This is a genomic window from Natrarchaeobius versutus (genome assembly GCF_041205745.1).
GTDB classification, from domain to species: Archaea; Halobacteriota; Halobacteria; order Halobacteriales; family Natrialbaceae; genus Natrarchaeobius; species Natrarchaeobius versutus.
In genome coordinates this window covers 164,971-188,536 of record NZ_JBGFCC010000006.1, presented here as the reverse complement: position 1 = coordinate 188,536, position 23,566 = coordinate 164,971, and the positions used below count along the sequence as shown (strand labels likewise).

Annotated in this window: 23 protein-coding genes; 11 read left to right on the top strand and 12 right to left on the bottom strand. The window is 64.2% G+C overall.

What is annotated here, in order from left to right; genetic code table 11:
* The first annotated feature begins 261 nt into the window (after positions 1–261).
* Both AB7C87_RS14840 and AB7C87_RS14835 read left to right on the top strand, forming a co-directional pair.
* Positions 262–1,668, top strand: coding sequence for a geranylgeranyl reductase family protein (locus tag AB7C87_RS14840; RefSeq protein WP_369730264.1), 1,407 nt, complete (start codon positions 262–264; stop codon positions 1,666–1,668).
* A gap of 21 nt (positions 1,669–1,689) precedes the next feature.
* A complete protein-coding gene (locus AB7C87_RS14835) occupies positions 1,690–2,745 on the top strand; it encodes a hypothetical protein (RefSeq protein WP_369730263.1) in 1,056 nt (351 codons plus the stop codon).
* A gap of 101 nt (positions 2,746–2,846) precedes the next feature.
* Here the strand turns inward: AB7C87_RS14835 and AB7C87_RS14830 are convergent, their stop codons facing one another.
* From AB7C87_RS14830 to AB7C87_RS14810, 5 genes are all read right to left on the bottom strand, one after another.
* On the bottom strand, positions 2,847–3,623 hold the full coding sequence (locus tag AB7C87_RS14830; protein ID WP_369730262.1) for a hypothetical protein: 777 nt from the start codon (positions 3,621–3,623) through the stop codon (positions 2,847–2,849).
* A gap of 9 nt (positions 3,624–3,632) precedes the next feature.
* Positions 3,633–4,430, bottom strand: coding sequence for a LemA family protein (locus tag AB7C87_RS14825; RefSeq protein WP_369730261.1), 798 nt, complete (start codon positions 4,428–4,430; stop codon positions 3,633–3,635).
* A 114-nt stretch (positions 4,431–4,544) separates the two neighbouring features.
* Positions 4,545–6,197: a M48 family metallopeptidase gene (locus AB7C87_RS14820; RefSeq protein WP_369730260.1), complete on the bottom strand. Its 1,653-nt coding sequence runs from the start codon at positions 6,195–6,197 to the stop codon at positions 4,545–4,547.
* A gap of 241 nt (positions 6,198–6,438) precedes the next feature.
* Positions 6,439–7,713: an amidohydrolase gene (locus tag AB7C87_RS14815; RefSeq protein WP_369730259.1), complete on the bottom strand. Its 1,275-nt coding sequence runs from the start codon at positions 7,711–7,713 to the stop codon at positions 6,439–6,441.
* A 51-nt stretch (positions 7,714–7,764) separates the two neighbouring features.
* Positions 7,765–8,100, bottom strand: a complete 336-nt coding sequence (locus tag AB7C87_RS14810; protein WP_369730258.1) for a 30S ribosomal protein S10 — start codon at positions 8,098–8,100, stop codon at positions 7,765–7,767.
* Between the two features lie 139 nt (positions 8,101–8,239).
* On the opposite strand from AB7C87_RS14810, the gene AB7C87_RS14805 reads away from it, so the two are divergent.
* Positions 8,240–8,674 (top strand): bis(5'-nucleosyl)-tetraphosphatase, encoded by a 435-nt coding sequence (locus AB7C87_RS14805; protein ID WP_369730257.1) that lies wholly within the window; start codon positions 8,240–8,242, stop codon positions 8,672–8,674.
* 788 nt (positions 8,675–9,462) lie between these two features.
* Here the strand turns inward: AB7C87_RS14805 and AB7C87_RS14800 are convergent.
* A complete protein-coding gene (locus AB7C87_RS14800; RefSeq protein ID WP_369730256.1) occupies positions 9,463–9,891 on the bottom strand; it encodes an RDD family protein in 429 nt (142 codons plus the stop codon).
* 83 nt (positions 9,892–9,974) lie between these two features.
* Positions 9,975–10,571 (bottom strand): alpha/beta hydrolase, encoded by a 597-nt coding sequence (locus tag AB7C87_RS14795; protein WP_369730255.1) that lies wholly within the window; start codon positions 10,569–10,571, stop codon positions 9,975–9,977.
* A gap of 140 nt (positions 10,572–10,711) precedes the next feature.
* Between AB7C87_RS14795 and AB7C87_RS14790 the strand changes: the two genes are divergently transcribed.
* The 3 genes from AB7C87_RS14790 (at position 10,712) to AB7C87_RS14780 (ending at position 12,710) form a co-directional block, all read left to right on the top strand.
* A complete protein-coding gene (locus tag AB7C87_RS14790) occupies positions 10,712–11,065 on the top strand; it encodes a hypothetical protein (RefSeq protein WP_369730254.1) in 354 nt (117 codons plus the stop codon).
* A gap of 299 nt (positions 11,066–11,364) precedes the next feature.
* On the top strand, positions 11,365–12,204 hold the full coding sequence (locus AB7C87_RS14785) for a PspA/IM30 family protein (protein ID WP_369730253.1): 840 nt from the start codon (positions 11,365–11,367) through the stop codon (positions 12,202–12,204).
* Positions 12,205–12,362: 158 nt separating this feature from the next.
* A complete protein-coding gene (locus AB7C87_RS14780; protein WP_369730252.1) occupies positions 12,363–12,710 on the top strand; it encodes a hypothetical protein in 348 nt (115 codons plus the stop codon).
* 52 nt (positions 12,711–12,762) lie between these two features.
* On the opposite strand, the gene AB7C87_RS14775 is transcribed toward AB7C87_RS14780, so the two are convergent.
* The gene (locus tag AB7C87_RS14775) at positions 12,763–13,335 is read right to left on the bottom strand and encodes an HPP family protein (protein ID WP_369730251.1); all 573 of its coding nucleotides are present in this window, start codon (positions 13,333–13,335) and stop codon (positions 12,763–12,765) included.
* 201 nt (positions 13,336–13,536) lie between these two features.
* Between AB7C87_RS14775 and AB7C87_RS14770 the strand changes: the two genes are divergently transcribed.
* Positions 13,537–14,091, top strand: coding sequence for a plastocyanin/azurin family copper-binding protein (locus tag AB7C87_RS14770; protein WP_369730250.1), 555 nt, complete (start codon positions 13,537–13,539; stop codon positions 14,089–14,091).
* 33 nt (positions 14,092–14,124) lie between these two features.
* Here AB7C87_RS14770 and AB7C87_RS14765 read toward each other — a convergent pair whose 3' ends face one another.
* A complete protein-coding gene (locus AB7C87_RS14765) occupies positions 14,125–14,619 on the bottom strand; it encodes an FxLYD domain-containing protein (protein ID WP_369730249.1) in 495 nt (164 codons plus the stop codon).
* Between the two features lie 228 nt (positions 14,620–14,847).
* Between AB7C87_RS14765 and AB7C87_RS14760 the strand changes: the two genes are divergently transcribed.
* Together AB7C87_RS14760 and AB7C87_RS14755 are read left to right on the top strand one after the other, a co-directional pair.
* Positions 14,848–15,924, top strand: coding sequence for a DUF7972 family membrane protein (locus tag AB7C87_RS14760; RefSeq protein ID WP_369730248.1), 1,077 nt, complete (start codon positions 14,848–14,850; stop codon positions 15,922–15,924).
* A gap of 143 nt (positions 15,925–16,067) precedes the next feature.
* Positions 16,068–17,093 carry a DUF7972 family membrane protein gene (locus AB7C87_RS14755; RefSeq protein ID WP_369730247.1) on the top strand — a complete coding sequence of 342 codons (1,026 nt, stop codon included), beginning with the start codon at positions 16,068–16,070 and terminating at the stop codon, positions 17,091–17,093.
* Between the two features lie 176 nt (positions 17,094–17,269).
* Here the strand turns inward: AB7C87_RS14755 and AB7C87_RS14750 are convergent, their stop codons facing one another.
* Positions 17,270–19,756: a methyl-accepting chemotaxis protein gene (locus AB7C87_RS14750; protein ID WP_369730246.1), complete on the bottom strand. Its 2,487-nt coding sequence runs from the start codon at positions 19,754–19,756 to the stop codon at positions 17,270–17,272.
* A 430-nt stretch (positions 19,757–20,186) separates the two neighbouring features.
* On the opposite strand from AB7C87_RS14750, the gene AB7C87_RS14745 reads away from it, so the two are divergent.
* The gene (locus AB7C87_RS14745; RefSeq protein WP_369730245.1) at positions 20,187–21,218 is read left to right on the top strand and encodes a phosphoribosylaminoimidazolesuccinocarboxamide synthase; all 1,032 of its coding nucleotides are present in this window, start codon (positions 20,187–20,189) and stop codon (positions 21,216–21,218) included.
* A gap of 128 nt (positions 21,219–21,346) precedes the next feature.
* Positions 21,347–21,553, top strand: a complete 207-nt coding sequence (locus AB7C87_RS14740; protein WP_369730244.1) for a hypothetical protein — start codon at positions 21,347–21,349, stop codon at positions 21,551–21,553.
* 524 nt (positions 21,554–22,077) lie between these two features.
* Here the strand turns inward: AB7C87_RS14740 and AB7C87_RS14735 are convergent.
* Both AB7C87_RS14735 and AB7C87_RS14730 read right to left on the bottom strand, forming a co-directional pair.
* Positions 22,078–22,248: a DUF7556 family protein gene (locus AB7C87_RS14735; protein ID WP_369730243.1), complete on the bottom strand. Its 171-nt coding sequence runs from the start codon at positions 22,246–22,248 to the stop codon at positions 22,078–22,080.
* A gap of 349 nt (positions 22,249–22,597) precedes the next feature.
* On the bottom strand, positions 22,598–23,548 hold the full coding sequence (locus AB7C87_RS14730) for a formyltetrahydrofolate deformylase (protein ID WP_369730242.1): 951 nt from the start codon (positions 23,546–23,548) through the stop codon (positions 22,598–22,600).
* Positions 23,549–23,566 lie beyond the last annotated feature (18 nt).

Below are 23,566 nucleotides of genomic sequence, written 5' to 3'. Positions count from 1 at the left end.
CGTCACGGTCGGCACCAACAGCGCGGCGGTCTTCCGATTTCGTTCCACCGGAAATCGACGGCTATCGGAGTCAGACGGACTCGAGAAGCGGGCCGAACGACGATACCGAAGCGCTCCGGTCGCGATGTCGAAGCAACCTCACTGATGGTACCGAGCGGCCCGCCCGACGGAGCCGACGTGTACTCGTGCGCTACATTCGCTCGCTCGAGTCGCCGGAACGACCATAAAACGTTTTCTTACCGGGGTGTCGACAGTGTGGGTATGAGTACACAGGAACAGTCGGGCGCGGCCGCCTCGAGCGGAACTCGATCGCCCGACGCCGTCGTCGTCGGCGCCGGAACCGCCGGTTGTTACGCCGCGGCGACCGTCGCACGGGAGGGGTACGACGTCGTCGTCCTCGAGCGCAAGTCCGAGGAGGAGGCGGGCCACATCGCCTGCGGGGACGCCCTGAAGGGCGCGGACGCGTTCCCGGAGGCGATTCCGAAGTCGAAGATCAAACCCGCCTTTACGAACACGGACGTCGACCACGGCCGGTTCGAGATTCCACAGGAGGATACGGTTCTGGAGATTCCGGTCCCCGGCGAACTGGCGGTCATCGATCGCTGGGAGTACGGGAAACGCATCATCGAGGGCGCGGCGGACGCTGGTGCCGAACTCCACTACGACACCGTCGTCACGGACGTCCGCCAAGCCGAGGACGGCCGCGTCACCGGGGTCCAGGCGATCCGAAAGGGCGACCCACTCACCTACGAGGCCGACGTCGTCGTCGACGCCGCGGGCTCGCTTTCCGTTCTCCAAGACGAGGTCGACTTCGGCGATTCGACGTTCGACACCAACGTCAACTACTCGCACTTCTGTTCTGCCTACCGCGAGATCGTCCACGTTGAAGAGCCCGTCGAGTGGTCCGACGCCCTCGTGTTCAAGCCGACCGAGCGCGCGGCGGGCTACCTCTGGTACTTCCCGCGAACGGAGACCGAGATCAACGCCGGGCTGGGCTTTCAGATGACCGAGGAGCCGATGCAACTCGTCGAGGATCTCAAACGCGACCTCGAGAGCCGCACGGAGTTCCGGGGTGCGGAAGTCGAGGACAAACTCGGCGCCGCCCTCCCCACGCGCCGGCCGTACGACTCCGCGGTCCACCCCGGCTACGTGGCGGTCGGCGACGCGGCGGGTCACGTCAACCCGACGACCGGCGGCGGCATCGCCGGCGCGGCCTACGCCGGCAAGTACGCCGCCGATCGGATCGTCGAGGCGATCGAGACTGGCGACCCGAGCGAGGAGACCCTCTGGGAGTACAACGAGCGCGTGATGGATCACTTCGGCGCGCGCTACGCCGCACTCGACGTCTACAACATCCTCTCGACGGCTGTCGACGTCGACGACCTGATGGGACTGCTCGCGGCGATGCCCGGCGAGAAACTCGCCGAAGCGCTCTACTCCGGCAGCACGGACATCGGCACGAAGCTCAAACTCGAGGCGCTGATCAAGAGCCGCGGCCACTGGGGAACCATCTGGAACCTCTACAAGACGAAACGCCGGGCTGACGACCTTCTCGACCACTACGAGAACTACCCCTCGAGTCCGGACGGCCTGGCCGCCTGGCAACGGCGACGCGACGAGTTGATGGACGCCGTCTACGAGACGACCGGCGCCGATCCGAAGTACTGATTCCGTCGTCTCGAGCTAGCGATGCCGATCTTTCCACCCGAGCGCCGGCCGACCGTAGACCTCGTTACCCTCGGCGATGTCTCCGGAACGACGATCTCGACCGCCCGCCAGACCCTCGAGACGACGTTCGGAATCGTCGCCAGACGCCGCCGTGGTCCGGATCCGGACCGCGTATGCGACCCCGAGCCGTCGCCGTACACCGACGAGGAACTCTTCGAGAGCGCGCCTCTCCTCGATGCGATCGCGGACGCCAGCGAGGCCGATCTCGCGATCGGACTGACGGCCGCCGGAATTCGCCACGACGGGCAAGACCGGCTGTTCGGACTGGGGGAGGTCGGCGGCACGAGCGCGGTCGTCTCGACCGACTGCTTCGAGGAGAGCGAGAGGGAGTTCGTCGAGCGCGTCGAAAAGCAGGTGCGCAAACAGATGGGACGATTACTGGGCCTCGAGACGACCCACGGAGATTGCGTGCTCGAACGTGCGCCGTTTCTCCGCGCGCTCGACGAGACGGAATCCACCTTCTGTGTGGAGTGTCGAGGGCGGTTGACCGACCCTGAGACCGCGCCCGCGCCGCCGCTTTGGGTCGTCGGTGACTCGCCGGTGCTCGAGGAGGGCCCCGGTTCGGACGTCGAAGGATCCAACGGGACGGGCGCCGCCGGATCGCACGCGACCGACGACGGCTCGCTCGAGCTTTCCCTTCGGACGCTCCCGCTCGTTCCGATCGGGTTCGTCGCCATGGCGCTGTCGCCGTTCGCACGCGGGATCTCTCGACTCGCGGCGTGGGAGTCAACGCTCCCGCCGGAGACGCGGCGGATACTCCACGGCGGGTACCGGATCGTTCGGTTCTGGACGTTCGCCGTCCTGTTCGTCGTGCTCGCGTTTCTGGCCCTGTACGCGGAACTCGCACTCTACGATCGAGTGCTGGGGACCAGCCCGGGGGCGGCGGTTGTCTGGGGGATGATCATCGTCGCAATCGGACTGGGATACTACGGTCAGTTACTCGTTCGCGCGATGGTCGGCGGGGTGTACGAGGGGGTGCTTGGCGGCCCCCAATCGTCCGGAACGCGGAGACCCTAACCGATCGCGACGTTCGCGGAACGCTCGAGGAGGCCGGAGGCGCCGGCCGCGGCGATACCGACGCCGACGACCGCGTCCGGTCGCGACTCGAGGTGCCGTCGCTACAGCAAAAACAACGGTGCGATTCCGGAGAGCCAGAGGAAGACGACGAGCGAGACCGTCGCGAGCACGAGACCCGTACAGACCGACCACGCGAGCGTAAACCGGCGTTCTCGCAGGAGTTTCTCGGGCGCTTTGTCGGAGAAAAACGGTGTGACGTCGCCGTCGCGGAGGATCGCACCCTTCGACCCGGTCGTAGCGCCGTCAGTCTCGAGGTCGGTGTTCGCGTCGACGCGACCGAACGCGTAGATGTCGTCGCCCGGTTCGATCCACGCGAGGTCGAACGTTCGGTCGTACTGCATCCCTCGCTCCGGGAGGTTTCGCGTCCGTTCGAACGAGACGACCCGTTTCGGCGGGTTCTCGTAGCTCTCGACGGTTCGCTCGTCTCGTCGCTCCTCGGTGAGGTCGAACTCGGCGGCCTCGACCGCGTCCGCCGAGACCTCGATCCGTCCCGTCTCGGTCTCGATGGAAAACGGCGCCGCTCGCCGCTCGTCGTACGGCCGCCGGTTCGAGGCGTAGCCCGAGTCGCGAACGGACAGGTCGTAGGCGACGCAGTCGGTGCCGGCGATCGGCACGGCAAGCGGTGAGCCGGCCGAGACCGTTCCGGAGACAGCCGCCGGTCCGACGGCGACGGCGTCGGGCGAGGACAGCGGCGTGTCGGTGATCGTCACCGCCTGCCGGTAGCGAGCGAACCCCTTCGCGACGGTCGTCACGCCGATGACGATCCCGGAAACCGACGCGATGAGTACGACGACGTAGAGAAATACCCCGAGGATCATGCGCCGTTCTTACTCGGGAGCGGTCCCGAAGCCGGCGTTTCCGTTCCGTTCGTCGTCGGTGTCGTCGCGATCGGTTCCGGAGCGCTGTCCCATCGAGTCGTCGTCCCCGTCCTCGCTCGAGCCGGTATCGGCTCGATCGCCGTTTCGGCCGTCCTCGCTCGAGTTCGCTCCCGACCGGTCGTCGTCCTCATCGTCGTCAACGACGCGTTCGTTCGACCCCCTTCCCACACCCCCAAACCGATCGCTGACGTCGATCCCCTCGCGAGCGGCCGCCGAGGCGCGAAACGGTTCGCGGCGCTCGAGTCCGTGTCTGGTCGCCACGAACTGTTCGGGAAATCGGTTGATTCGGACGTTGTAGGCCGCGACGGCCTCGTTGTAGTACTCGCGTCGGCTCTCCAGACGGCCTTCGATCGTCGTGAGGCTGTCCCGGACGTCGTCGAAGCGGTCGGCCGACTGTAGTGCTGGCACCTCGTCGGCGAGGGCGTAGAGGTCGCCGACCGCCTCGCGGATCTCGAGGCTAGCTTGTGCGGCCTCCGCCGGATTCTGCGCGTCTATCGCGCGTTCGCGGGCGTCGAGCAACTCCTGGAGAACCGCCCGTTCGTGTTCGACGTGTTCGGCCGCGAGGTCGATCAGCGACCCCACCTCGTCGTGGCGTCGCTCGAGCAGAACCTCGACGTTGGCCCAGGCGCGGTCACAACGCTCGCTGGCCTCGAGAACCGTCGTCTCGACCCGGCCGAAGTACCGGAGGCCGCTGTAGCTGGCGATCGCGGCGGCGAACCCGAGGACGACAATCGCAAACCAGGCCATTTCGATAGTAATTCGACAGCTACTACTTGAATTTTCTCGAATCTGTGGTTCGTTATCGACGACGCTGGAACCGGTTTCGCGTCGAGAGAACCGCGCTCGAACGGACCGCGGCGCTCAGATGCGATTACGTAACCGGTCGATACGCGACTCGGTCGACGGATGTGTGCCGAAAAGCGTCCGCGAGACGAACCGACGGGTGCGGTCGAAAAAACGGTGTTTCTCCCATGGCGGCGGAACGATCGAGAACGCGGTCGCGAACTCGCGAGTTCGGAGGTCGTCTCGCGGCCGACGCTCGAGATCGCGATCGAGGGTCTCGAGGGCGCCCGCGAGTCCGGCCGGGTCGCCGGTGATCGCGACGGCCCCGTCGTCGGCGGCGTACTCGCGGGCGCGGGCGACGAAGCCGACCGAGAGGCGACTCGCCGCGCCCACGAGCAACGCGAGCGGTTTGACGACCGGGTTGAAGCCGTACCGACTGCTGGCCACGCGGGCGACAGCGCCCGGCGCGGCGAGCGCCGACAACACCGCCGCGTCCCGGTTCGCGACGTGGGCGAGTTCGTGGGCGAGCACCGCCTCGAGTTCGCGGTCGTCGAGCAACGCGAGTAGACCCCGACTGACGACGATCGTCGACGACGACGGCCGGTAACCGACCGAGAGCGCCGCCGGGGCGTCGGTCTCGGCGATGCGAACGTCGGGAACCGGCAGGTCGGCCTGGCCAGCGAGTCGCGCGACCGTCAGCCGCAGATCGGCGCGTTCGCCCTCCGACGACGCGTCGGCGAGGTGCTCGAGGTCGACGCGGTCCGCGAGATCGCGGAGAACGGCGGCGTCGCCGGCGAATTCGTCGCGGACGGCGTTTCCGAGGTGGACGCCGACGAACGCCAGCGCACAGCCGGCCGCGAGCGTGGTGGCGATCGCTCCTGTCGTCCAGACTGTCGCCGCGGCGTAGCTACCGACCGCTCCGAGGACCGCGACGGCGACGGGAACGGCGACGGGACGGGGTCCCGGCACGTCCTCGAGACGATCGACGAGCCGTTGGGTCTCGTCGGCGAGGCCGTACCAGTCGCGTTCGCGGTCGTCGTCGGCCTCCGGAGCGAGTTCGACGAGCCGATCCCGGACGGACTCGAGGAGGCCGGGTGCGACGACCGCGGCGATACCGACGACGACGACCGCGACCACGAGGACGGCGGCGAACAGCTCGGAGACGGCGAACGAGAGGTAGCCGACGGCGAAGACGCCGAGGACGAGCCAGTCGCCCGTCTCGCTCCGATCGTCGAGTTCGTTCCCGTCGTTTCGGGATCGAACCCACGCGCGGGCGGCCCAGACGTACGAGATCGTGATCAGATAGAAGAAGGCGAGGACGACCAGCAGGGCGAAGACGGGCGCCGGAAGCACCGCTCGGACGACGGGTGCGGCGGCGAGGGCGATCACGAGCGACGAGAGCAACAGGGTGTACGCCGCCAGTTCGACGACCCCCTGCGTGAGCGGGCCGACGCTCACGGTGTCGTCGGCTCGAGCACGCCGGATCGCACGGAGGGAGAGTTCGACACAACACAGGGAGACGGCGGCGATGGCGACCGCGACGACGGTGGCGACCGGCGGGGAGACGATCACCTCGAGCACCGAGATCGTGTACCACACGAGGCCGTAGGCCGGCACGCCGAAGAGCGCGAGCGCGGCGGCTACGACCGCGCCCAAGAGGGCCAGACAGAGCGTGGCCGCGACAGCCATTCGAAGCCAGAGGCCCACTCGGAGGCGATTCGAGCGGGTCACGCATCGATCACCGTCGAACAGTTCGGAAGCCGATACGACGAGCGGAGGGACCAACCGAGGGCGCACATCGTGCTCGTACGTTTCGTCTCGAGGACAAAATATGCTGAGATCGAGAGCGCGAAGAGTGGCTGAGAGACCCTGCTGGCACTCGAGAGACGATGGGGGTGACCGAAAGGCCGTGCCGGCGAGCGTGAAACGACACTGGCGACGGATAAACCCTGCCAGCGAGTGAGAGTCCAAACTACGTTCGCTCGGTGGCGATCCGCTCGATCGCGCCCGCAAGAACGTCGATTCCGTGGCCGATACTCGGCTCGTCGACGTCGAACGTCGAGGTGTGGTGACCGCCGGGGTGGTCCGTGCCGACGCCGACGTAGGCGGCCGCCCCGCCGTTTCGTTGCACCTCGCGCATCAGGAAGGTCGCATCCTCGCTGCCGCCGAGTTCGTCGCGCTCTTTGACGCGGTCGACGCCGCCGGTCCGCGCCGCGACGTCGGCGACGATCGAGACGAGTTCCTCGTCGCTCGTCGCACTCGGCGCCTCGGCACCCAGTTCGACCTCGAGGTCGCAGTCGTGCATCTCCGCCGCGCTCCGGAGGACGCGGCGGGCGTTCGATCGCATGTACTCCATCAGGTCGGTCGTCTCGCCCCGGACTTCGGCGACGATGCGGGCCTCCTCCGGGACGATGTTGGCGGCGCTCCCGCCCTCGACGACGCCGGCGTTGATCCGGGTCGCGCCATCGTTGTGTCGCGGGATGCCGTAGAGGTTCTGGACCGCCGTCGCCATCGCCTGGACGGCGTTTCGTCCCTGCTCGGGGTGGCCGCCCGCGTGTGCCGGCTCGCCGGTGAACGTCGCCTCGAGGTGTGAGACGGCCAGAAAACCGTCAACGCCGGCGATGATTTCGCCGGTCGGGTGATCGAGGCCGACGTGGACCGCGAGCAGGGCGTCGACGTCGCTGAGGTGGTCGCTTTTCGCCATCGACTTGCCGCCGCCGATGACCTCCTCGGCGGGCTGGAAGAACACCTTCAGCGTCCCCGAAAACTCACTCTCGGCGATGCGCTCGAGCACGCCGATGCCGATGGTCGCGTGGGCGTCGTGGCCACAGGCGTGCATCGCACCGTCGTGTTCCGATCGGAACCCCTCCGCGGCCGGCAGGTGATCGGCGTCGGTGGACTCCTCGCGCGGGAGGCCGTCGATGTCCACCCGCAGTCCCACCGTCGGTCCCTCGCCGCGCTCGACGACGGCGACGGCGCCCGTGTAGCCACCCTCGAGACGCTCGAGGATCGTCTCGTCGGCGCCGGCCGCACGGGCTTGCTCGTACCACGCGGCGAGTTCGGCGTCGTCCGGCACCGCGAGTCGGTGGTCGCCCGCGATGGCGTCCGGGCCCACGTGGAGTTCGTCGAGGTCGACTCTGGACTCGAGTTCCTCGACGATCCGGGCAGTCGTATAGAACTCACGCCAGGCGGGTTCGGGCTTTCGGTGGAGGTCTCGCCGAAGCGAGACGAGGTCGTCTGCGGACATACTCGAGTGTCGTCGCGGTCGGTGAAAAGTGCTGTAGTTCGTCTCTCGGTATCAGTTTCCGCGACCCGCGCCGTGGATCTGTTCGACTTCGGCTTCGATGTGGACCGAGTCGGGAAACGACTGGGACGCGATGTTTCGCGCGAGATTGTCGTGGCCGTGAATCTCGAGTTCGCGGGTGAAGATCGTATACTCCCAGGTCGAAAATCGCCGGTCGTCGTCGGCGTGAAGGCGGCTGTGCTGGGGGATCGATCGCGTTTCTGGGGGATGAGAGTGGGGACCTTTCAGCGCCGCACCTTTCCGTTCGGCGGTCGATTTGATGTCGTCGACGATGCCGTCGAGTGCCGCACGGTCGCCGCTTTGAAGCGTGAGACGGGTGACGAAGGTCATGGCTACGTTGTCGAACCGTCCACGACCGGCGCGTAAAAACCTGCTGAGATCGGACCGTCCTGTCAATCTTCGACCACGGGCGTGTCCGAACGACGAACGGTCCGATATTCTCTTAACGTCGTATCTATTAGTCTTGTCAATGGCAGTCGAAGCTACGAGCGCAGGCGCGATCCTCTTCCGCGACACGCGGGGCCGGCGCGAGTATCTTCTACTCAAGAGCCGCCCGGGCGACTGGGAGTTTCCGAAGGGCGGTGTCGAGGGAGGCGAAGAGCTACAACAGACGGCTATCCGCGAGGTAAAGGAAGAGGCAGGCATCGAGGAGTTTCGACTCCTCGACGGCTTTCGCGAGGACTACGACTACGTGTTCGAGGCGAACGGCACGACGATACACAAGACCGTTCACCTCTTCATCGCGAGATCGTTCGAGGCGAGTGCGGAGCTCTCGAACGAACACCGTGACCTGCAGTGGCGCGATTACGAACAGGCAGTGAACACCGTTACCCAGGACGGCCCACGCGAAATCTTAGAACAGGCACACGAGTTCCTCGACGATCGGGAGGACGACGAAGAATAGAGTAGCCACTGATACGGTTTACTGTCAGCCAGTTCCGGCACAATCGCGACCCGGGCGGTGGTTGCAACGGTGGACTCGCTGCACTCCTCCACCGAGACTCGTCTCACACGGTTCGACTCACCGCCGGGACATCGGGACAGTAATCGGTACGAAAGTCAGTGGACACCCGCTCACGATAGTCGGCCCGAAGACCGGACGAACGGACCGGTCTCCGGGCGCTGTCTGTGAGTGGTGCGTAAATCGTTTCAGTTGTTACTATGGTAGCCACTGAACGTCACTGCACGCCCGATCGCCAGACGAAAAGCGCGGTTCGGAGTGAGCGCGGTTCGGAGCGAGCGCGGTTCGGAGCGAGCGCGGTTCGGAGCGAACGGAGTGAGCGAGAACCGCGTCAATGCGAACGGGGAACGAATGTGACCCGTGAGCGAGAACCGCGGAACGGCGAACGGGGAACGAATGTGACCCGTGAGCGAGAACCGCGGAACGGCGAACGGGGAACGAATGTGACCCGTGAGCGAACGAAGTCGTTCGAACGACCAGCGGTCGTTCGTGATGACGAACATCTTCGATTTTCGAACCATGAGCGAGAACCGCGGGAAAGCGAACGGGGAACGAACGTGACCCGTGAGCCAAGAAACGAGCGAGAACCGCGGAATAGCGAGCGGAGAACCCAGTGACCCGTGAGCCCGGCGATCGGTGTGCACATCGTTTCGGTTGTGACTATAGAAGAGTGACTCGAGCGCACGAAATGTTCGAACAGCGCGTTGGAAGTCGCGTCTGTCTAGCCTGCGTTACCGACGCTTGACGACGACCGTATCCGCGACCAGGTCGCCGACGCGCTGGTTCTCGTCGGTGATGAAGATCAACGCGATGCCGGCGATGTACATGAACGGCAGGTTGTCGATGATCAGCGCCAGGTTCCGAATAATCGAGGCGCCGATCGTACAGTCCGAGCCGTCCGATTTGACGACGACGAGCCCCATCAGATACTTCCCGGGCGTGTAGCCGTAGATTCCCTCGAGCAGGAACCCGTAAACCACCACGCCGAGTATCGCGACGAGCGCCAGCACCAGACCGACGATATCGTGAATCATGAATCCGATGACCGGGAGGGCCACCGCGAAAAGGGACATGACGATGCTGTCGACGAGGAACGCGAGCATTCTGGGTCCGATTACGTCGCCGTTCGTTCCCATCTGTGGTCGTGGATGTTTTTCCATATTATCAGTCATCTTACCCGAATGCTATAAAATTTTATATTCGGTCGCCCCCTATTGCGGCTTCACTTCCCCTCACTTGACTCCTACAACGTACGCTCGAAGAACGCACTCACGTCGTCGGCGATCGTACCCTGCCGGCCGAGGAAAAAGTGATCGGCCGGGATCGGCCTCACCTCGTCGCCTCGATCGGCCGCTCGCTCGACGACCGAGTCCCACTCCACCGTCGTATCCCGCTCCCCGTAGACGATCTGAACCGGGATCGAAACCGACTCGAGTGCGGGAATCGCCTCGAGGTCGTCCGCGAGGCGGGCGGCCGGGGCGAGCGCGGAAACCGCGTCCACGGCGTCGACGTCGGCGGACGCGAGAATCGCCTGCGTCGCGCCGAAGCTGTAGCCGAAGACGCCGGTCCGCTCGTACCGATCTGTGGCCCATCGAACGGCGTTTCGTACGTCCTCGCGCTCGCCGTAGCCGCCATCCCACGGGCCGTAGTCGAACCGGAGACAGGCGATTCCCGACTCCCGGAGGGCGTCGCTAACCGCGACGAGCCGGCCGTCGCTCCGTGATCCCCCGTGTTGGGGATGGGGAGGACAGGCAACGACGATTTCGTCAGCTGTGGTGGCTCCGGGTTCCTCGAGTACGCCGCGCACATCGCGCGCGCCCGGGATCAAGACGTCGCTCATGCGAAGACGGTAGGGTCGAGCACTACTCAAGCGCACCGATCGACACAGCAGAGTCGCGTTTCGGGAGACGTTGGCCCGCGTATTCTTGTACATCACTCGAGCACCGAATGGATTATTTCGCCGTTCGACTGTGTAGATATATGCCCACTCAGGACAACGGCGGTGGCGGAGACGAGAGAGGGAATCGAGGCAACGAACACGTCGACCGACTGGCCGCGGCAGCGGACGAGAAACGAATACGCGGACAGGTCGGCTACGATATGCATATCGAGGGAGACCCGATACTCCTCGACGCCTTTCTCGAGGTCTTCGAAGACGAATTCGTTCTCGAGCGAACTGAATCGCCCGACAGGCTCTTGATCCCATACGACGACAACGAGGGATCGAGCCACGACGATCGACTGGGGCGGGTGGCGATCGTCGACTGCATCCACGACACCCTCGGCACCGACGTTTTCCACGGCGCCTGGTTCACCGCCCTCGGCCGATCGTGACTCCGAACGGGATCGACAGTCCGTCTCCACCACCGACGCGTGAATACTGGCGGGCGACCCGGAGTCGTGAACGAATCTCGTCGCCGTTGCGACCGAAAGTTGGACGCGGTGTTAGTGGAGTCTCGACGTCGTGTCGAACGATGGTCTTGCCTCGAGACCATCGGCACAGTAGCGACCAATACAATTATATTCATTAAATGTTATCCTTGGAGTAACAGCTCCGCATCGAACTGGGTGACGACGCAACCGACTGTTGATGAAGTGATGTTTTTAAGGGGAGGGAGCCACTGGTAGTGAACATGGGCATCCTCTCTCGGACCTCCTACGTCATCCGGTCGAAGATCAACGCGGTCCTCAATCGGGCCGAGGATCCGACCGAGACGCTCGATTACTCCTACGAGCAGATGCGCGACCAGCTTCAGGAGGTCAAACGCGGTATCGCCGACCTCACGACGCAGAAAAAGCGCCTCGAGATGCAAAAACGGCGCCTCGAGGAGAACGTCGAGAAACACAACGAGCAGGCACGGACGGCCGTCCAGCAGGACCGAGAGGACCTCGCGCGACGCGCCCTGGAGAAAAAGAAGACGAAGATGAACCAGATCGAGGATCTGGAACGTCAGATTTCGGAGCTCCAGAGTCAACAGGACAGCCTGATCGAGCAAAAAGACGAGCTACAGGCCCGCATCGAGGAGTTCCGTACGAAAAAGGAGACGATGAAAGCCCGCTACGAGGCCGCCGAAGCGAGTTCGACCGTTTCGGAGGCGATGACGGCGACGGGCGAGGAGTTCGAGGACGTCGGTCGTGCGATCGAACGCGCCGAAGAACAGACCGAAGATATGGAAGCCCGCGCGGCGGCGCTCGACGAACTCCACGAGTCCGGCGCGTTCGACGACGTCCTCTCGGATAAGGATTCGATCGACCGTGAACTCGAGGAGCTTTCGACCGACAGCGGCGTCGAAGCGGAACTCGAGACGCTCAAATCTGACGTCGGGGATGGAGAGGCCGAATCCGAGCCGGCGCCGGAACCCGACGTCGACGCGGACGTCGACGAGTCGGAACTCGAAGAGCTCGAGGCGGACGTCGAGGACAGCGAAGTCGAGGCCGAACTCGCGGAACTCCAAGACGAGGAGAGTTCGTAATCGGTCCGACACGGGTCGATCCGTCGACCGGTGACGCCTGACGAAGCCGTTTTTTCCACTCGAGTCCCGCTCGCGGTGATTTTTGCGGTCGGCTCTCGGTTCGCTCATCCACTGTGTCTCGGAATAACGATTACCACCGTCGGGGTCCAACGTTGGATATGGCATCCGATTCGACTCTCGACTCGCTGTCGTTGCCCGAGCAGGTCGTCTTACTCGGTCTCTTGACGGCGAAACGGGACGGTGAAGTCCCGATCCAGACCCACAACCTCCGCCGCCGGTGTGAGCGCTGTCTCGAGGACGCCGACGCGGACGTGATCGGCTCCCTGAACGAAGCGGACGTGATGCGTTCGCTGTACCGCCTCGAGGACGGGGGCGTCGTCGAGGAAGTCGAGACCGCCAAAACGTCCCCGACCGGCAAGGGACGACCCGCCTACACCGTCGCCGAGGAATCCGAGGCGATTCTCGAGGTGGTCGACGGCGACCTCGTCGGAGCGGTATTCGACTGAATCACTCGAGGCGGCGATGGTCGAGCGGGCGGGAGCGACGGCCGAGCGGCGCTCAGGACCTGGCGTCTTTCGGCTTGAATCCGTATCGTTCGGCGAGCGTCGAGATGACCCGATCGTGGAAGTACCAGAGGATAGCGACGGCGACGACGATGATCACGGCGTCCTGGATGCCACCCATCAACCCGAGTGCGACGATCAGCGTGGTCGCGCAGGCGGCGGCGTGATTCGTCTTCGTCAGCAACATCGTCGTCGTCGTGAGCATCATCGCGACGGTCGCGCTCGCGGTGAGGTAGACCAGATCCCACGAGAACGCGGGGTCGGGCCGGTCGAAGACGACGTAGGCGCTGACGTCGTTGGCGAACAGCGCGTAGGCGATCAGCCCCGCGACGACGGCCACCGCGTGACCGCCGATTACGTGATAGGCACCCTCCGCACGCGCCTTCTCGCCGGTCGCCATCAGATACGCCGACGGCCCCAAACTCGGAAACAGAAACGGTTGACCGGTCACCAGCGTAATGGCTCCGAGGACCGTAAAGTGTAAGAACACGTTGACGGTCGCGCTGTATTCGTCCTTGATGTCGAGGTCCCGGTCTGGATCCTCGAACGGGAGTTCCACGTCGAGCAAACGTAGCGAAACACACGCGACGAACCGGCAAAAACGCTCGCACCGCTTTCGAGCCACGTGGCACGGTCTGTTGTACTGATTTACTGGAGATTTCCCGGGTCACCGTCCCACCGGAAATGTCCGACAGGCGATCGTACGAGGGGACGAAGACTCGACGGCCGTTCACGTCGCACTTTTTTCGTTCGCCCTCGAGTGTCAACCATGGGATCGGGCCAGTGTTCGCGGCGGTCGCTTCTGATGACCACGTCGGCCGCCGTTGTCGGCTGGGCCGGCTGTCTCGAGGGGCGACCCGGTTCCGAGGATCCCCACCTCGGAGAGCCGGAGCCGTTCGTCGGCGTCGAACTGGTCGACGACGCTGATCGGGGCTATCTGCATCCGCCGGTCGTTCACGCCGTCGTCGGCGGAACGGTCGAGTGGACCGCCGCCGGCGGAACCCACGACGTGACCGCACTCCACCCGAGCACGCACGGATCACAGCGTCGTATCCCGGAGGCCGCCGAGCCGTGGTCGAGCGGCGTCCTCACGGCGGAAGGCGAACCGTTCGATCAGGGCTTCGATGTCGAGGGTGTGTACGATTACGTCTGTGCCGTCCACGAAAGTCGAGGGGCCGTCGGGAGCGTCGTCGTCGGCTGGCCGGATCCGGACGACCAACCCGGCCTCGAGGCACCGGCCAAAGCGTATCCCGACGTGACTGCCGACGGAATCGAACGAACCAACGAGCGGGTTCGCGACGTACTCGAGGAGGTCCACGAGTAGCCTCGACAGTCCGAGTCGTTCCAGGCCGGCGTCTTACGTCGGGGTCCCTACCACGGCGACGTCGTACCGTCCGACGTCCGCCGGGGACTCGAGTAAGATCACTTCGAACGCCCACTGATCTCCCGCATCGAGATCACCCGTCGTGTCGAGGTACCGGCCGAGTTGATCGCCGGCGTCGTCGTAGACGCGAACGCGGACTTCGACGACCTGGATTCGGTCGTCGCCGACGTTCTCGGCCCTTCCCTGGACCGTCGCTCCCCTGTAATCGTCCTCGAGGACGAACTCGTGGTCGACGAGTGAAAGTGACTCGAGCGGCGTGACGCTCTCGTGGCCCTCCTGTTGGGCGAGCGCTTCCGCCGCCACCATCTCCTCTGGCGATCGATCGTCGCCGTCGACGTCCCCGACGTCGCCGGCCTCGTACGCGGGATCTGAATCCTCGCCGAGCCCGTTGCAACCGGCGACGGCGATCGCAGTTCCGGAAGCGAACAGCCCGAGAACGTGACGTCGAGTCGGACGCTGTCGGCTCATCGTCGCGTCCGCCGTGAGGGGAGGGCGGCGAATCGTTCGCTGGAACCGATCATAGAGACTCGACGACTGGCGGATAGTTGAGTCTGGCCCCTGCAAGGTGGACGACCGTTTTTCCTCTCGGACCGGCCCAGTCCATTCTCCCCCTCTCGGACCAGCCCAGACGATCACGCGGTCTCCGGCGGGATATGCAACGGCGACGCTTATTCACGGCGGCGGTGAACCGGGAGTATGGCGTCGTCCGATACCGAGGAGACGCTCGAGTCCTACGGAACCGACATCGGGGAGCGAACGAGTTCGCTCTCTCGGGCTCGAGAGTGGGTGCTCGTCGAAGCCGACCGCTTGCTCGTCGCGGCGTTCGTCTCGATTGCGGTGTTCGTCGCGTTTCTCATCCTCGACGAGGTCGGCGTCATCTCCTTTCTGAACGACGACTCGATCACCCGGCTGGCCGGCGGGATGATCGCCGGAACGTTCTCGCTCGTGACGCTCGTCGTCTCGATCAACCAGCTCATTCTCTCGAGGGAGTTCGCCGCGGCCGGCGAGTCCGAGAATCAACTCGAGGGCGTCATGTCGTTTCGAGAGGACGCCGCGGAGACGGCGGGCGTTCCGGCGGCTCCGGCCTCGCCGACGCGACTGCTCGAACTGCTCACGGCGTCGATCCGCGACCGCGCCGAAACCCTCGAGGACGCCGTCGACGGTTGCGACGAGGAACTCGCGACGCCGGTGAAACGGTACACCGCCGACGTACAAGCGCGCGCTGACCGAGTCGACGAGACCCTCGAGCGCGCGACGTTCGGGACGTTCCGGGCCGTTTCGGCGGCGATCGGATACGACGACGCCTGGCAGTTGTACGTCGCTCGTCACCTGCGGGGTCGGTACGGCGACGACCTCCCCGCAGAGGGACGCGAGGCCCTCGAGGAGTTGATCGACGCCCTCGAGTTGTTCGGGGTCGCCCGCGAGCACTTCAAGACGACGTACCTCCAGCGGGAACTCACCCGGTTCTCACAGCTGACGATCTACTGTGGCGTGCCGGCGATCCTGGCCGCGATGCTCATCGGGTTTCTGTACGCGGATCTTGGCGGTCCGTCGATCAGCGTCGACTACCTCCCGCTCGTCGTGAGCGCGCTCATCGCCGTCGTCGTCTCGCCGCTGGCGTTGTTGACGTCGTACATCCTCCGAACGGCGACCGTGACCCGTCGGACTGCTTCCGTCGGACCGATGCTCCCGCAGAAACCCGCCGACGAGGGCCCGTTCGACGTCACGTACGCCGAAGAGTCGGAGTCGGGAACTCCAACGGGATCAGACTGAATCGCCGTCCGGACTCGAGCCGAGCGCCGGAACGGACACCAGCCTCGGACCTGAGTCGGGCGCCGAGGCGGCTCGAAACCGCTCTCACCCGTCGAGTCCCGGCCCTGTTATTTTACCGCCGACCGCCGTGTATTCGGACGTCGATGAACGATTCGGACTCGGATGACGAATCGGGCGGATACGACAGACTCGGTGGCCTTCGGCTCTGGCTGTTGCTTCGTCTGAACCGCTGGGCGTTTACGGGCGCCATCTTGTTCGCCGTGTTCGCCGTCCTCGTCGCCGCCAGCGGGCTCGATTTGACGCCGTTGCGCGAAATCGTCGAGAATCAGGACGGCATCGAGTTCCTCTTTTCGGCCTTTATCGGGGCGATCATCACGGGAACGTCGATCGTCGTTACGATCAACCAGTTGGTGCTCTCCCAGGAACTCGGCGCGGTCGGCCAACAGCGCGGACGGATGCAAGAGGCGATGGAGTTCCGGCGGGACGTCGAGAGCACGATCGACGAGGACGCGAGCCCGCCCGAGCCCGCCGCCTTTCTCTACGAACTCGTCGACGGCATCCAACATCGGGCGAGCGAACTGGAATCCGAGATGGAAGACGAACGCGACGAAGAACTCAAAGAGAAGGTCGTGGAGTACGTCGACGAGATAACCGGAAACGCCCAGAGCGTCAAGTCGGATCTACAGGATGCCCAGTTCGGGACCTTCGAGGTGATCTGGAACGCGCTCAACTTCAACTACTCGCGAAAGATCTACGACGCCCGAAAGATTCGGGCGGATCACAGCGACTCGCTCTCGGCGGAGGCAAACGACAAGATCGATCACACGATCGATACCCTCCAGTTGTTCGGGCCGGCCCGCGAACACTTCAAGACGCTTTACTTCCAGTGGGAGTTGATCAATCTCTCGCGTGCGCTTCTGTACATTTCGGTGCCCGCGTTGACCGTGATGGCACTAATGATCATGTACGTCGATGGAAGCGCCCTCCCCGGCACGACTCTCGGCGTCGACAACCTGGTCTGGCTCACGAGCGCCGGGTTCGTCGTCGGCATTTCCCCATTCGTCATCTTTATCACCTACATTCTCCGCATCGCGACGGTCGCGAAGCGAACGCTCGCGATGGGGCCGTTCATCCTCCGAGAATCCGAACGCGACGAAGACCTCGGCTGATCGCGTTCGCTTTCATACGGACGATTGGAAGTCATTACCGGTACAACCGCGACCGTACTGCGGGTACACTGGAAATCAGTCACCGCAGACCGTATCGTAGGGATTGGTGTGACGACTTCCCGGTGAAACCACAGGAAGATGGTGATTTCGCCGGTAACGACTTACAACAGCCCCGATCAGCCGTCGGAGTCGACGTTGGCCAGGTTGCTTTCCTCGTCGTGCTCGAGGACGAGGCCGGGCTCCTCCTCACGTCCGAGGTCATCGGTGTCGACACGGTCGCCGACGTCGAAGGCGTCGAGCGAGAGCCGGAGATCGTCGGCCATCTCCGTCAGCGACTGGGCGCCGTCGGCGACTTCGGAGATCGTCGCCGCCTGTTCTTCGGCCGCCGCGGCGACGGTCTCGGTCTCGGCTTTCGTACTCTCGCTGATCTCCGTTGCGTCGTCGACCATCGTCACGACGCGCCCGCTCGCGCGAGCCTGCTCGTCGGTGGCGTCGTTGACCGACTGGATGCTCTCGTTTGTCGTCTCGACCCGATCGGTGATCGCGTCGATCGCCTCGATTCCGTCCTCGACCACGTGAGCACCCTCCTCGACTCGGTCGCGCATCCGATCGATCTCCTCGACGGTTTCGTCGACCGACGACTGGACGCTCGAGACGAGCGCGTCGACCTCCTCGGTGGCCTCGCCGGTCTCCTCGGCGAGGGACTTGACCTCGTTTGCGACGACGGCGAAACCGTCGCCTTCCTCCCCGGCGGCGGCGGCCTCGATCGAGGCGTTGAGCGCCAGCAGGTTGGTCTGGTCGGCGATGTCGTCGATCATGTCGACGATCTCGCTGATCTCGCCCATCTCCGAATCGAGTTGCTGGACTTGATCGGTGATCGACTCGGCGCGCTCCTCGAGTCGGTCCATCTCGTCTTGAATCTCGCCGGTCGCGTCGCCGGCGACGGCGGCCTGATCGGCGGCCTCGCTCGAGACGGTGGCAACGTCGTCGGCGGTCGAAGCGATCTCCTCGACGGTCGCCGAGAGGTCGTTCATCTCGCCGTATACTTCCTGGAAGCGGTCGCTCTGTTCGGCGGCGGCGGTCGCGATCTGCTCGGAGGAGCGACTCACTTCGCCGCCCGCTTTTTCGATCTCTTCGACGCGACCCGTGACGTCGGCGCTGACGCCGTCGACGTCCTCGGCGAGGTCCTGAATGTCGACGATCGTGCGCTCGAGTTCGGCCACCATCTCGTTGAACGCGGTCGCGATCTCCGCTAAGGCCTCGTTGTCGACGTCGTCATCGAGTCGCTGAGTGAGGTCGCCGTCGGCGGCGACCCCCATCACGTCGCCGAACTCCTGGGCTTTCTCCTCGAGTCGCTCGGCTAACCGTTCGGCTTCTCGTTTGGCCTCGGCGGCCTCCTCGCGGGAGGCTTCGGCCTCGGCTTTCGAGGCTTCGACGTCCTCGATGTAGCTCTCGAGGTCGGCGCGCATCGTCTCGAGCGATTCCCCCAGGGTGCCGGGAACCGCTTGCTCGAGGACGGGGTCGTCGAAGGCCTGTCTGGCGATGGCGTCGGACTGGTGGGTCGCGGTCTCGACGTACTGACTGATCTCGCGGAACGAGTTTCGCACCTGTCCGATCTCGTCGATGCGGCCGTCGGCCGTAATCTCGACGTCGGCGTCGCCCTCCGAGAGCGCGGTGGCGTCGTCCGCCAGGTCCTCGAGGGTTCTCGCGGTCGACCGGCCGACCGTCGCGCCGATGACGAGGAGGGTCGCGACCGAGACGCCGATGAGTGCGATGAGCGAGGTTGCGACGTTGTCGACGAGCGCGTACGCACTCGACTGGGGCACGTGGGTGATCAACACCCAGTCAGTCCCCGGAACCAGTGCGTACCCGGCGACCTCGTCGGTGTCGTCGAACTCGACCGATCCTGGCTCGGCCGTCCCCCGTTCGACGACCTCGCCGGCAGTTCCATCTCGATACGCCGAGTAGAGCTGTCCGTCGTCCTGGGAGAGCAACACGTCGTGTTCTCCACGATCGACGACCTCTACGTGCCCGTCGTCGCCGGTGGCGTCGAACTCTTCGGCCAGTTCTGATACCGAGACGAAGATCATGATCGCTCCGTTTCCATCGGAGTGGTCGACGGGACTGATGAACGCGATGACGTCCGCTCCCTCGTATTCGAACGTGTCCGTAAACGTCGAGTCGAGTCGCGAGATGATGATCTCCTCGTAGGCGTACTCGGTTGCGACGCCGCCGTTTCTGGTGTGGACGTCCAGACCGAGTTCGGTGACGTCGGTTCCGACGTCGTCACTATCCGTGCTCTGGCTGATCGTATCCGTCTCGAGGTCGACGTGATGTATCGAGTGGACGCTGTCGGACGACTGGATATACTCGTTGTTCAGCGTCGACTGAATTCGCTCGTCCGATCGGTCGACGATCCGCTCGTTCGTCGCGAGCATCCGGGCCATCTGTTCGTATCCATCCACTTCGTTACCGAGTTCTTCCGCTTCGAACTCGGCCGCCATCTGGATTTCGTCCTGGGAGTTTTCGGTAATCTGGTTCGAGATGTCGAGGTAGAAAAACCCCGAAACGAGGGAGATGAGTACGAGAGCGAGGAGAATGCCGATACCGAACTTCGCGACGTAGCTCCGGCGAATCCGGTCTGGGACGGCCCGCGATACCACCGACTGACTCGCCTCGGAACCATCCGTGCCTCGGTCAGAGCCGTCCGGACCTCCGGTACAATCGTCCGCATCCCTGACAGAACCGTCCGAATCCTCCGAAGGAGCCGCGGAGTTGCGGCCACCAGATGAGGGAAGCCGTTCCCGAACGCCGAGAAAAAGCCGGCGTTTCAGTTCGGACAGTCGCTTTCGAGCGCCGTCCGGAACGAATCGTGATGACCGTGACATTTGCGAAGACGTTCCGCTATGGTATAAAATCAGTTATGGCCCCGCTTATAAGTGATTTCGACGGTTTCGATACTTTCACGGCCGTTACCAGATAATTCACGCCGTCCGTGGAGAGGGGCGCAACCGATACTGAAACCTTCTTGGGGGACCGCCCCGCGAATGCGGGTATGAACGACCGCGATCGTTCCGGAGCGAGGTGGCGTCGGTGACGAGCGTCAAGGAGTTTCGAGTCGAGACGGAACCCACCGCGGACTCACTCGGTCGAGGCGCGTTCGTCTTCACCGACGACTACTCGGTGTTCGACTGGGGCAAGATGCCGGATCGCATCCCCGAAAAGGGCGCGAGTCTCTGTACGATGGGTGCGTTCAACTTCGAGTTGCTCGAGTCGGCAGGCATCCCGACACACTATCGCGGCGTCGTCGAACGGGATACCGCCGACGGCGAGGTCGTCCCCCTCGAGACCGTCGACGAACCGCCGGTCGAGATGGCGATCGACCTCACGCAGGTTCCCGCCCTCCCGAACGAGGGCCGAGAGTACGACTACGAACACTACCACGACGCCGCCGGCGAAAACTACCTGATTCCGCTCGAGATCGTCTTTCGGAACCGCGTTCCGGAGGGGTCGAGCCTTCGTCGGCGCACCGACCCGGACGATCACGGACTCGACCTCGAGGGGTGGCCGGCGGAAGCCGTCGACCTCGAGGAGCCGATCGTGGAGTTCTCTACGAAGTACGAAGAGAGCGATCGATACCTCGACCGATCGGAGGCCGACTCCATCGCCGGCCTCGCCGGCGTCGACGACCTCGAGTCGGTGGCACGAGCGGTCAATCGAGTCGTCACCGAGCAGGCGGAATCCGCCGGCCTCGACCATCAGGACGGGAAGATCGAGTGCCTCTACGTCGACGGCGAGATCCGCGTGGCCGACGTCGTTGGCACCTTCGACGAGAACCGATTCAGTTACGAGGGAACCCAGCTCTCGAAGGAAGTGCTCCGCCAGTATCACAAGCGGACGCAACCGGAGTGGGTACAGGCCGTCGAGGCCGCGAAAGCCGAAGCCAAACGCGAGAACGTCGCCGACTGGCGTCCCCTCTGTGAGACGAAACCCGAGCCGCTTGCGGATGCCGTGTTGACCGTCGCTCACGATATGTACTGTGCCGGGACGAACGCGTACACCGAACGGGAGTTCTTCGACGCGCCGCCGCTCTCGAGTGCGATCGGTGCCGTCCGACGGCTGTAACTCGAATAACGACTCCAGTGTGTTTCGAGTTGGCACGCTACAGAGTCCCTTACCGCCGATATCGGCGGATACTCGATCGATTCAGTAACCCTCATATGCGGGGACTCACGATCGGTTACTGAGTACAGATGACTCTCGCCAGTCTCGTCGCATCGAGCATCGTCCCGTCCGACCCAACTAGCGTGATCGCCGTCGTCGCAACCGTCGCCCTCGTGGCGTTCGTCGGATTCATGGCGTTTCTCGCGCTCGCACCCGTCGTCTCCTCGTCGTGGGCGAGCCGACTCGGCGGAACTGCGTCCGCCAGTCCGTCCATCGAAGCCAACGAAGCCGATTGAGAGGACGTATCGTTCCAGTATTCCGTTGACATCCTCCCCGTTTCAAAGAGCCGACGCGAGCAGTCGATTCGTTCTCTTCGATGCCGGTTCACCGACGGGATCCGTTTCGACCGAGAAACTCGAGCAATCGGCAAATGCGGGGCCACGTAGGCCCAAAATGTCGTTCTGAGAGAGTATAGTAGCCACTGCAAGTCTTGTACACCTGCTCGCCAGACGGAAGGGCGGTTGGGAACGAGCGGACGCGAGTGAGAACCGCGGAGTGGCGAGCGGGGAACGCAGTGACCCGTGAGCTGTGCGATCAGTGTATGAATCGTTTCAGTTGTTACGCTACCGATCTCGCTACGATAGACCGAGTATCGACGGATTTCCCGGATCGGATCAACGGATGAGTCTTCTCGAGTCGATCGATCGTAAAAACCGTGTGAGCGTCAGTTGCGTGCCGATTTCCTCGGATAGAACATTCGCCGGTCGGGAGTCAGCCCAGGATGGCTGGCAGTGTCGGTTTCGACGGCCGCCACTGGCGACTACCGCCAGTCGTCGACGGATACCACGTCGGCCGTCGCCGCGGCCAGCCACGCGTCGTCTCGAGTGAGGTCGGCGATGACGAGGTGTGGCCGTCCGTTCACCTCGTCGACTGCCGCGGTCACCTCTGGGCTCGTCGCGCCTCTCTCGAGTGACGGTAGATTTGTCACCATGTCCTCTTATCTCGCCCGAGCAGATAAGAACGTTTCGGAAATGGCCGCAGAAGTGTTCGAACATACACGTTGGGAAGTCATTTACCAACAAAGTATTGGCTACATGATGGACCGGTTGACGGCGGCGACCCGTCTGACGGCGACGATGCTATCGGCCATAGCGTCGGCCGAAAACACACGGACGCCACGTCGGCGACCGTCATCACCTCTCATACAGTTTACTGTCGGTCAGTTCCGGCGCACCCGCGACCCGGGCGGCGGTTGCAACGGTGGACTCGCTGCACTCCTCCACCGAGACTCGTCTCACACGGTTCGACTCACCGCCGGGACATCGGGACAGGAATCCGTATCAGCCGTCGTCGGCGACTACACCGCCGATACCGTCGACCGGTCGGTCGGGCGTGACGTCCTCGAGTTCCTCGGGGAGTCCGAGCTGGTAGTTCGTGCCGTTCTCGCGGACGGTCGTCCGACCCCGGTGGACGGAGACGTCACCGTTCAAGTGCAGGCGAACGGCCTCGAGCAGGGAGTCGGCCTCGAGTGGCTGACCCCGGCGTTTCAACACGTCGACGTCGGCGTCGTCGGGGACGTCGAACGCGCGCTGAGTGATGATCGGTCCCTGATCTAAGTCGGTCGTGACGTAGTGGGCGGTGACGCCGGCGACCCGAACGCCCTCCTCGACGGCCTGGCGGTAGGCCTCCGCGCCGGGGAACGCCGGCAACAGGGAGGGATGGACGTTGATGATACGATCCTCGTACCGGAAGACGACGTTCGGCGAGAGGATCCGCATGTACCGGGCGAGAACGATCAGGTCGGCGTCGTACTCGGCGAGGACCTCGAGTAACTCGTCTTCGTTCTGTCGGCCCTTCTCGTCGCCGACGTCGTGAAACGGGACGCCGTAGTGTTCGGCGAGCGGCTGGAGGTCGTCGTGGTTTCCGATGACGACGCCGATATCCGCGCCCAGGTCGTCGTTCGCCCACGCCTCGAACAGCGCCTCGAGACAGTGGCTCTCTTTCGTGACGAGGACGGCAATCTGCTGGGTCTCGCGGTCGGCTGGAAACCGAACCTGAACGTCGAGGCCGAGGTCCGTCCCCAGTTCGTCGAGATCGTCGCGAAGCGTCTGTTCGGTACAGACCATCTCCGAGGTGTCGACGGCGAGGTACATCCGGAAGACGCCGTCGCGAACCGCCTGATCGAGGTCCTCGATGTTGATCCCGCGCTCGAACAGGAGGCTCGTCACCCGGGCGACGAGCCCGGTGTCGTCGTCCCCGATCACCGTGATTTCGGTCACGTCGGTCGTCATCGGCGCCACCTCCGCTCG

Excerpts from the sequence above, each read along its gene's own strand:
- AB7C87_RS14840 (WP_369730264.1), top strand. The coding sequence starts at position 262 with ATGAGTACACAGGAACAGTCGGGCGCGGCCGCCTCGAGCGGAACTCGA.
- AB7C87_RS14835 (WP_369730263.1), top strand. The coding sequence starts at position 1,690 with ATGCCGATCTTTCCACCCGAGCGCCGGCCGACCGTAGACCTCGTTACC.
- AB7C87_RS14830 (WP_369730262.1), bottom strand. The coding sequence starts at position 3,623 with ATGATCCTCGGGGTATTTCTCTACGTCGTCGTACTCATCGCGTCGGTT.
- AB7C87_RS14825 (WP_369730261.1), bottom strand. The coding sequence starts at position 4,430 with ATGGCCTGGTTTGCGATTGTCGTCCTCGGGTTCGCCGCCGCGATCGCC.
- AB7C87_RS14815 (WP_369730259.1), bottom strand. The coding sequence starts at position 7,713 with ATGTCCGCAGACGACCTCGTCTCGCTTCGGCGAGACCTCCACCGAAAG.
- AB7C87_RS14810 (WP_369730258.1), bottom strand. The coding sequence starts at position 8,100 with ATGACCTTCGTCACCCGTCTCACGCTTCAAAGCGGCGACCGTGCGGCA.
- AB7C87_RS14805 (WP_369730257.1), top strand. The coding sequence starts at position 8,240 with ATGGCAGTCGAAGCTACGAGCGCAGGCGCGATCCTCTTCCGCGACACG.
- AB7C87_RS14800 (WP_369730256.1), bottom strand. The coding sequence starts at position 9,891 with ATGGAAAAACATCCACGACCACAGATGGGAACGAACGGCGACGTAATC.
- AB7C87_RS14795 (WP_369730255.1), bottom strand. The coding sequence starts at position 10,571 with ATGAGCGACGTCTTGATCCCGGGCGCGCGCGATGTGCGCGGCGTACTC.
- AB7C87_RS14790 (WP_369730254.1), top strand. The coding sequence starts at position 10,712 with ATGCCCACTCAGGACAACGGCGGTGGCGGAGACGAGAGAGGGAATCGA.
- AB7C87_RS14785 (WP_369730253.1), top strand. The coding sequence starts at position 11,365 with ATGGGCATCCTCTCTCGGACCTCCTACGTCATCCGGTCGAAGATCAAC.
- AB7C87_RS14780 (WP_369730252.1), top strand. The coding sequence starts at position 12,363 with ATGGCATCCGATTCGACTCTCGACTCGCTGTCGTTGCCCGAGCAGGTC.
- AB7C87_RS14770 (WP_369730250.1), top strand. The coding sequence starts at position 13,537 with ATGGGATCGGGCCAGTGTTCGCGGCGGTCGCTTCTGATGACCACGTCG.
- AB7C87_RS14765 (WP_369730249.1), bottom strand. The coding sequence starts at position 14,619 with ATGAGCCGACAGCGTCCGACTCGACGTCACGTTCTCGGGCTGTTCGCT.
- AB7C87_RS14760 (WP_369730248.1), top strand. The coding sequence starts at position 14,848 with ATGGCGTCGTCCGATACCGAGGAGACGCTCGAGTCCTACGGAACCGAC.
- AB7C87_RS14755 (WP_369730247.1), top strand. The coding sequence starts at position 16,068 with ATGAACGATTCGGACTCGGATGACGAATCGGGCGGATACGACAGACTC.
- AB7C87_RS14740 (WP_369730244.1), top strand. The coding sequence starts at position 21,347 with ATGACTCTCGCCAGTCTCGTCGCATCGAGCATCGTCCCGTCCGACCCA.
- AB7C87_RS14735 (WP_369730243.1), bottom strand. The coding sequence starts at position 22,248 with ATGGTGACAAATCTACCGTCACTCGAGAGAGGCGCGACGAGCCCAGAG.
- AB7C87_RS14730 (WP_369730242.1), bottom strand. The coding sequence starts at position 23,548 with ATGACGACCGACGTGACCGAAATCACGGTGATCGGGGACGACGACACC.